Here is an 8,482-nt window from a genome sequence, read left to right on the forward strand (position 1 = left end):
GTGGTGCGACGCATCTTCTGGATGGCGGTCGGCGCCGGCGCCACCGTCTGGGCCATGAACAAGGCCAACGAGGCCGTGCACCGGCTCACCCCGGACAGCCTCTCCGGCACCGCCGCGCGCGGTGCGCTGCACCTGGGCGACCTGGCCAAGCAGTTCGCCCAGGACGTGAAGGCCGGCATGGCCGAGCGCGAGGACCAGCTGCGCGACGACCTCGGACTCCACGGCACCGCCGTCGTCGAGCCCCGGCGCGAGCGCCGGGTCCTGCGGGGCGAGCCCCAGTACCGAGCTATCTCGGCGGCGCCCGGCAGTCCGGCCGCCGCCCTGCCGCCGTCCAGCAGTGCCCGCAAGACCCCCAGAGCCATTGAAGAAACGCCCCGCCGCGCCCTGCCGCCGCGGGGTGGCACCCCGAACCGGAAGGACCACTAATGGAGTCGGCTGAGATCCGCCGCCGCTGGCTGCGCTTCTTCGAGGAGCGCGGCCACACCGTCGTTCCGTCGGCGTCGCTGGTCGCCGACGACCCCACCCTGCTGCTGGTCAACGCCGGCATGGTGCCGTTCAAGCCCTACTTCCTGGGCGAGGTCAAGCCGCAGTTCTCGCGCGCCACCAGCGTCCAGAAGTGCGTGCGCACCCTGGACATCGAGGAGGTCGGGAAGACCACCCGGCACGGCTCCTTCTTCCAGATGTGCGGCAACTTCTCCTTCGGCGACTACTTCAAGGAAGGAGCCATCAAGTTCGCGTGGGAGCTGCTCACCACCCCCGTCGCGGACGGCGGCTACGGCCTTGAGAAGGAGAAGCTCTGGATCACCGTCTACAAGGACGACGACGAGGCCGAGCAGATCTGGCGCGACGTCATCGGCGTGCCCTCGGAGCGCATCCAGCGCCTGGGCATGAAGGACAACTTCTGGTCGATGGGCGTCCCCGGCCCGTGCGGCCCGTGCTCGGAGATCAACTACGACCGCGGCCCCGCGTACGGCGAGGAGGGCGGCCCGGCCGTCAACGGCGAGCGCTACCTGGAGATCTGGAACCTGGTCTTCATGCAGTACGAGCGGGGCCACGGCGACGGCAAGGACGGCTTCGAGATCCTCGGCGACCTGCCGAGCAAGAACATCGACACCGGCCTCGGTCTGGAGCGCCTCGCCGCCATCCTGCAGGACGTCGACAACCTCTTCGAGATCGACACCAGCCGGATGATCCTCGACCGCGCCGCCGAGCTCACCGGCCACACCTACGGCGCCGACCACAAGTCGGACGTGTCGCTGCGCGTGGTCACCGACCACATCCGCACCGGCCTGATGCTGGTCGGCGACGGCGTCACCCCCGGCAACGAGGGCCGCGGCTACGTGCTGCGCCGCATCCTGCGCCGCGCCATCCGCAACATGCGCCTGCTGGGCGCCACCGGTCCGGTCGCCAAGGACCTGATCGACATCGCGATCAAGGCGATGGCCCCGCAGTACCCGGAGCTGGAGGCCGACCGCAAGCGCATCGAGACGGTCGTCGTCGGCGAGGAGTCGGCGTTCCTGCAGACCCTGAAGGCCGGCACCAGCCTGCTGGACGCCGCCGTCACCGAGACCAAGCAGGCCGGCGGCGCCGTCCTCTCCGGTGACCAGGCGTTCAAGCTGCACGACACCTACGGCTTCCCGATCGACCTGACCCTGGAGATGGCCGAGGAGCAGGGCCTCCAGGTCGACGAGGCCGGGTTCCGCCGCCTGATGCAGGAGCAGCGGGACCGCGCCAAGGCGGACGCCAAGGCCAAGAAGATGGGCCACGCCGACGTCGCCGCGTACCGCGAGGTCGCCGACAAGTCCGGCGCGAGCCTGTTCACCGGCTACACCCTCACCGAGGGCGAGGCCACCGTGGTGGGCCTGCTGGTGGACGGCGTCCCGTCGCCGGCCGCCTCCGAGGGCGACGAGGTCGAGATCATCCTCGACCGCACCCCGTTCTACGCCGAGGGCGGCGGCCAGCTCGCCGACCACGGCCGGATCCGGCTGGAGTCCGGCGCGGTCGTCGAGATCCGCGACGTGCAGCAGCCCGTCCCCGGCGTGATCGTCCACTCCGGTGGGGTGCTGTTCGGCGAGGTCCTGCTCGGCGCGGCCGCGTACGCGACGATCGACACCGACCGCCGCCGCGCGATCGCCCGCGCCCACTCGGCCACCCACCTGACCCACCAGGCGCTGCGCGACGCGCTCGGCCCGACGGCCGCCCAGGCCGGTTCCGAGAACGCCCCGGGCCGCTTCCGCTTCGACTTCGGCTCGCCGGCCGCCGTGCCGGGCAGCGTGCTGACCGACGTCGAGCAGAAGATCAACGACGTGCTGACCCGCGAGCTGGAGGTCACCGCCGAGGTCATGACGATGGACCAGGCCCGCAAGGCCGGCGCCATCGCGATGTTCGGCGAGAAGTACGGCGACGAGGTCCGGGTCGTCACCATCGGCGACTTCTCCAAGGAGCTGTGCGGTGGCACCCACGTCGGCAACACCGCCCAGCTGGGTCTGGTGAAGCTGCTCGGCGAGTCCTCGATCGGCTCCGGCGTGCGCCGCGTCGAGGCGCTGGTCGGCGTCGACGCCTACAAGTTCCTGGCCCGCGAGCACACCGTGGTCTCCCAGCTCACCGAGCTGGTCAAGGGCCGCCCGGAGGAGCTGCCGGAGAAGATCTCGGGCATGCTCACCAAGCTCAAGGACGCCGAGAAGGAGATCGAGCGCTTCCGCGCCGAGAAGGTCCTGGCCGCCGCGGCGGGCCTGGCCGACTCGGCCGAGGACGTGCACGGCATCTCCGTGGTGGCCGCGCAGGTCGCCGACGGGGTCGGCGCGGACGAGCTGCGCAAGCTGGTCCTCGACGTGCGCGGGCGCCTCGGCTCGCGCCCGGCCGTGGTCGCCGCCTTCACCGTGGCGGGCGGCCGCCCGCTGACCGTGATCGCCACCAACGAGGACGCCCGCGGCCGCGGCATCAAGGCCGGCGAGCTCGTGCGCGTCGCCGCCAAGACCCTCGGCGGCGGCGGTGGCGGCAAGGACGACGTCGCCCAGGGCGGCGGGTCCAACCCGGCCGCGGTCGGCGAGGCCATCGCCGCGGTGCGCGGCCTGGTCGCGGAGCGCGCCTCCTGATGGAGTTCGAGGAGAGGCCCTTCAGGCGTGGGCGGCGGATCGCCGTCGACGTCGGTGACGCCCGGATCGGGGTCGCGTCCTGCGACCCCGACGGGGTGCTCGCCACCCCGGTGGAGACCGTCCCGGCCGGCGTGAAGTCGCAGGCCAGGATCGCCGCGATCGTCGACGAGTACGGCGCGATCGAGGTGGTCGTCGGGCTGCCGCGCTCGCTCAGCGGCAAGGAGGGCCCGGCGGCGGAGAAGGTCCGCGCGTACGCGGCGCGGCTGGCCGACCGGGTCCACCCGGTGCCGGTGCGGCTGGTCGACGAGCGCATGTCCACCGTCACCGCGACCCACGGGCTGCGGGCCTCGGGCGTCAAGGCGAAGAAGGGGCGCTCGGTGGTCGACCAGGCCGCCGCGGTGGTGATCCTCCAGTCCGCGCTTGAGACCGAACGGGTGAGCGGACGCCCGCCCGGTGAGAGCGTCGAGGCGGCGGGCTGACCGGCCTGCTCTAACGTCCCGGAGAGGGGTCCGTGCGGACGCGTCCGCACGGACCCCTCTCGTTTCTTCCGGGACCGCCGAGGGGGCGCGCCATGACCGACCAGGACTTCCACCCGGGTCTCACGCCCGGCCACCTCGGTGCGCCGGTGCTGGAACCGGAGGGCCGTCCGCCGGGCGCGCCCCGTCCGCGCCCCGATGCACCGGATCCCCACCGATGGCGTAACGGACTGGCCTGCGGGCTCACCGCGCTCGCCCTGGTGGGCGTCTTCGGCGGGGCCGGACTCGCCGGCTGGACCTGGGTGCAGGGGCAGCGCAAGCCCCCGGCCGCCGCCGACTACGCGGGGCAGGGCACCGGGGACGTCCAGGTCTCGGTGCCGGAGGGTGCGGGGCTGTCCCAGATCGCGTCGGCGCTGGTGCGCAACGGCGTGGTGGCCAGCTCCCTGGCCTTCACCCGGGCGGCCAAGGGCAGCGCGGCGGCGGCCGGGCGGATCCAGCCCGGCACCTACACGCTGAAACAGAAGATGTCGGCTGCGGCGGCGCTGGCCATCCTGATCGACCCGGCGAACGCCAACGGCCTGACCATTCCCGAGGGTTGGCGCGGCTACCAGATCTTCGCGGCGATCGACAAGAAGCTGAACCTGCCGGCCGGCACCACCCAGCGCACCGCACAGGAGCAGGGCGCCGAGCTGGGGCTGCCGGACTTCGCCAACGGCAGCCCCGAGGGCTACCTCTTCCCCGCGACGTACAGCGTCACGGACGGGACCACCGCCGCCGACCTGCTGAAGCAGATGGTCGAACGGGCCGGCAAGGAGTACGCCCGCGACGACGCCAACGTCGTCGCCCAGACCCTCGGGCAGAGCCTGTACGGTCTGGTCACGGTGGCGAGCATGGTCCAGGGCGAGGCCGACAACTCCGAGGACATGAGCAAGGTCGCGCGGGTGATCTACAACCGGCTGGCCAAGAACATGCCGCTCCAGCTCGACTCGACGATCAACTACGCGCTCGGCCGCTCCACGCTGAACACCACGGTGACCGACACCAGGCTGGACTCGCCGTACAACACCTACCTGCACCCCGGGCTGCCGCCGTCGCCGATCTCCAACCCCGGGCGCCAGGCCATCATGGCCGCGCTGGACCCGGCGCCCGGCGACTGGCTCTACTTCGTCACCGTGAAGCCGGGCGACACCCGCTTCACCGACAGCTTCGACGTCCAGCAGCGCAACGTGGCGGACTTCAACGCCTACCGGGCGGCCCAGTCGAGCGCCGCGGCCGCGGCCTCCGCCACGCCGTCCCCGACGGCGGCGTCCCAGCCGGGCGGAGCCCCGGCAGGTCAGGGCGGGCGCTGACGGAGGTTTCGCCTTCACGGCGGTATGTCTGCGGTACGGTAACGTCTCCTTCCAGGCGCTGCGCTAGCACGCCGGTTCGAGAATCAGCCGGGACGACGTCCCGCGCGGCCGGTCCGATCCGCCGGTCGTCTCCGTCGGGTAAGGGGATCAATGACCGATCTGGGTCGGGGCTACGGCCCCCAGGGCGCCGAGCCGTGGCACCCCGGTGATCCCGCCTACGGCGGACAGCAAGACGGCCAGTGGCAGCAGACGGCCCAGCAGCACATGGGCCAGCAAGGCTACCCACAGCAGGAGCAGTACCAGCAGCAGATGGCCCAGCAGAACATGGGTCAGCAGGGCATGGGCCAGCCGGGTTACCAGGACCCTCAGGCCTTCCAGCAGCAGGGCTACGGCCAGGGCTACCAGGGCGGCCAGCAGCAGTACCAGCAGCAGGGGCAGCAGGGTCAGTACCCCCAGCAGGGGCAGTACCAGCAGATGCCCCAGCAGGAGATGGCTTCGCAGGGCTTCCCGCAGCAGGGGCAGTACCCGCAGCAGCAGGGCCAGTACCCCCAGCAGGGCTACCCGCAGCAGGGGCAGTACCAGCAGCAGATGCCCCAGCAGCAGATGCAGCAGGCCCCGGTACAGCAGCAGATGCCCCCACAGCAGGTGCGGCAGCCGATGCGGCAGCAGGCTCCGCAGCAGGCCGAGCCCGTCTCCGGGCCCGGTCCGGACGGGATCGACTGGGAGGCCGAGGCCGCCGCGCTCGAGGCGGGCGCCGCTCCGGCGGGGCACGAGCAGGCCGAGGAGGAGTGGGACGACCACTTCGAGGAGGGCCACGCCGACGACGGCCGTCACGGGGACGGCGAGTACGCCGAGAACGACGACGAGATCGGGCAGGCCGGCTTCCTCGGTGAGGAGGACGTCTCCCGCGAGGCGCAGAAGAAGCGCAAGGAGAAGGGCAAGAAGTCGGGCCGCCGCAACAGCGGCGCCTGCCTGGTGGTCGCGCTGGTGTTGGTCGGCGCCATGGCCGGGGCCGGCTGGTGGGGCTACGGCTTCTACAAGGACCACTTCGGCCCGCCGCCGGACTTCACGGGCGACGGCACCGGCTCCGTCCAGGTCGAGGTCAAGTCCGGCGCGGTCGGCGCGCAGGTCGGCCTCGCGCTGAAGAACGCCGGTGTGGTCAAGAGCGTCGACGCGTTCAGCAAGGCCTGTGACGCCGAGCCGAAGTGCACGACCGTGCAGCCGGGCTTCTACACGCTGAAGAAGGAGATGCCGGCCGCCGACGCGCTCAAGGAGCTCCTCGCGCAGGCGGGCGGCGCGGCGATCGTGTTCCCGGAGGGCAAGAACTCCTCCGAGATCTACACGCTGATCGACACCAAGCTGAAGCTGGCCCCGGGCACCACGGCGAACGTCGCCAAGGCCCAGGTCAACACCCTCGGGCTGCCCGGGTACGCGCAGGGCAACGTCGAGGGCTTCCTGTGGCCGACGCGCTACAACATCGCCGACGGCACGAAGCCCGAGGACCTGCTCAAGCAGATGGTGAAGACCGCCACCGACAAGTACGCCAACCTGGACGGCCAGGCCGCCGCGGTGGGGCTGAAGAACGGCTACGAGGTGATCATCGAGGCGAGCATCCTGCAGCGCGAGGGCAACAACCCGGCGGACTTCGCGAAGATGGCCAAGACCATCCAGAACCGCCTGGCCAACGAGCCCGAGACGCACCACCGCCTGGGCATGGACACCACGCTGCAGTACTCGCTGGGCCGCAAGGACCTCAACAAGTCGGACATGGACAACGCGTCCAACAAGTACAACACCTACCTCAACCCCGGTCTGCCGCCGACGCCGATCTCCAACCCCGGCGACGACGCGATCAACGCGGTGCTGCACCCGGCGGACGGCAAGTGGCTGTACTTCATCGCGATGTCCCAGACCGAGACCCGCTTCGCCGAGACGGCCAAGGAGCACTACGCCAACGTGAAGGAGTACTGCCAGTCGGCCGGCCAGAACTTCGACGAGGCCCGCGGCCACTGCACCACCAAGTAGTCCGCACCGGTAACCCGCCCACGGAGAAGCTGCGTTGACCACCAAGCACCGGGCCGCCGTCCTCGGCTCGCCGATCGCCCACTCGCTCTCGCCGGACCTGCACCGGGCCGCCTTCGCGGCGCTCGGGCTGGACGGCTGGCGCTACGACCGGTTCGAGCTGGACGAGGCCGCCCTGCCCGGCTTCGTCGCCGGGCTGGACGAGACGCAGTGGGCGGGGCTGTCGCTGACCATGCCGCTGAAGCGGGCGGTCATCCCGCTGCTCGACGAGGTCAGCGCGACGGCCCGCGCGGTGGACGCGGTGAACACGGTGGTGTTCACCGCCGACGGGCGGCGCACCGGCGACAACACCGACGTCCCCGGCCTGGTGAACGCGCTCCGCGAGCGCGGCATCACCGAGGTGCCGGGTGCCGCGGTGCTGGGCGCGGGGGCCACGGCCTCCTCCGCGCTGGCGGCGCTGGCGCAGGTCTGCACCGGCGAGGTGACGGTCTACGTGCGCAGCGCCGAACGGGCCAGGGAGATGGCCGAGCTCGGCGAGCGGCTCGGTGTCGTCGTGCGGACGGCCGACTGGGAGCGCGGCGCCGAGGCGCTGGCGCAGCCGCTCACCGTCTCCACGACGCCGGTCGGCGCGACCGACGGGTTCGCCGCGGCGCTGCCCGCCGAACCCGGGGCGCTGTTCGACGTGCTGTACCACCCGTGGCCGACGGCGCTGGCGGCCGCGTGCGCCGAGCGCGGGGCCACCGTCCTGGGCGGGCTCGACCTGCTCGTGCACCAGGCGGTGCTGCAGAGCGAGGCGTTCACCGGGCGGACGCCCGGCCCGCTCGCGGCGATGCGCGAGGCGGGGGAGAAGGCGCTCGCCGGGCGCTGAGGCGGGTCCCCGGCCCGCCGGCTCGTCCCGATCGGTCCGGTCCGTCCCGCCGACCGGCCGGTCGCCGTCCGTCACGCGGACCGCGCCCCCGGGTGACCTCGGGACATGAAAGGATTCGGTCAGAAGGCACGCCCGGGGCGGCCCGTTGGCCGGCCCGCTGATGAAGGAGCTCCGTTGGGTACGTTGCGCTGGCTGACGGCGGGGGAGTCGCACGGTCCCGCACTGGTCGCGACGCTGGAGGGCCTGCCCGCTGGTGTACCGGTCACCACCGCCGTGGTGGCCGATGCGCTGGCGCGTCGCCGGCTCGGTTACGGTCGCGGCGCGCGGATGAAGTTCGAGCAGGACGAGGTGACGTTCCTCGGCGGTGTGCGGCACGGTCTGACGATGGGCAGCCCGGTGGCGGTCATGGTGGGCAACACGGAGTGGCCGAAGTGGGAGCAGGTCATGTCGGCCGACCCGGTCGACCCCGAGGTGCTCGCGGGGCTGGCCCGCAACGAGGCGCTGACCCGTCCCCGTCCGGGTCACGCCGACCTGGCGGGGATGCAGAAGTACTCGATCGAGGAGGCCCGCCCGATCCTGGAGCGCGCGAGCGCCCGTGAGACGGCGGCCCGGGTCGCGCTGGGCGCCGTCGCCCGTGCGTACCTGAAGGAGACCTGCGGGATCGAGATCGTC

The 8,482-nt window shown here is 72.1% G+C and carries 7 protein-coding genes; all 7 read left to right on the forward strand.

Annotated features, from left to right (window positions below; genetic code table 11):
- On the forward strand, positions 1-426 hold the full coding sequence (locus PUR71_RS05105; protein ID WP_329925112.1) for a DUF6167 family protein: 426 nt from the start codon (positions 1-3) through the stop codon (positions 424-426).
- Complete coding sequence (alaS, locus tag PUR71_RS05110) at positions 426-3,095, forward strand: alanine--tRNA ligase (RefSeq protein WP_329925113.1); 2,670 nt, start codon at positions 426-428, stop codon at positions 3,093-3,095. The genes PUR71_RS05105 and alaS overlap by 1 nt, the downstream gene beginning before the upstream one ends.
- Entirely contained in the window at positions 3,095-3,574 is a 480-nt protein-coding gene (gene ruvX, locus PUR71_RS05115; protein ID WP_329925114.1) for a Holliday junction resolvase RuvX, read from the forward strand. The genes alaS and ruvX overlap by 1 nt, the downstream gene beginning before the upstream one ends.
- 92 nt (positions 3,575-3,666) lie before the next feature.
- Positions 3,667-4,920, forward strand: coding sequence for an endolytic transglycosylase MltG (gene mltG, locus PUR71_RS05120; RefSeq protein WP_329925115.1), 1,254 nt, complete (start codon positions 3,667-3,669; stop codon positions 4,918-4,920).
- A gap of 150 nt (positions 4,921-5,070) precedes the next feature.
- The gene (gene mltG / locus PUR71_RS05125) at positions 5,071-6,945 is read left to right on the forward strand and encodes an endolytic transglycosylase MltG (RefSeq protein WP_329925116.1); all 1,875 of its coding nucleotides are present in this window, start codon (positions 5,071-5,073) and stop codon (positions 6,943-6,945) included.
- A gap of 34 nt (positions 6,946-6,979) precedes the next feature.
- The gene (locus tag PUR71_RS05130) at positions 6,980-7,810 is read left to right on the forward strand and encodes a shikimate dehydrogenase (protein WP_329925117.1); all 831 of its coding nucleotides are present in this window, start codon (positions 6,980-6,982) and stop codon (positions 7,808-7,810) included.
- Between the two features lie 174 nt (positions 7,811-7,984).
- The coding region (locus PUR71_RS05135; protein WP_329925118.1) for a chorismate synthase at positions 7,985-8,482 on the forward strand (498 nt) is incomplete at its 3' end.

It is taken from the genome of Streptomyces sp. SP17BM10 (assembly GCF_036322405.1).
In the GTDB taxonomy this organism is placed as follows: Bacteria; Actinomycetota; Actinomycetes; order Streptomycetales; family Streptomycetaceae; genus Kitasatospora.

Bases quoted from the DNA above. Each gene is read 5' to 3' on its own strand.
- ruvX (WP_329925114.1), top strand. From the start codon at position 3,095: ATGGAGTTCGAGGAGAGGCCCTTCAGGCGTGGGCGGCGGATCGCCGTC.
- mltG (WP_329925116.1), top strand. From the start codon at position 5,071: ATGACCGATCTGGGTCGGGGCTACGGCCCCCAGGGCGCCGAGCCGTGG.
- mltG (WP_329925115.1), top strand. From the start codon at position 3,667: ATGACCGACCAGGACTTCCACCCGGGTCTCACGCCCGGCCACCTCGGT.
- alaS (WP_329925113.1), top strand. From the start codon at position 426: ATGGAGTCGGCTGAGATCCGCCGCCGCTGGCTGCGCTTCTTCGAGGAG.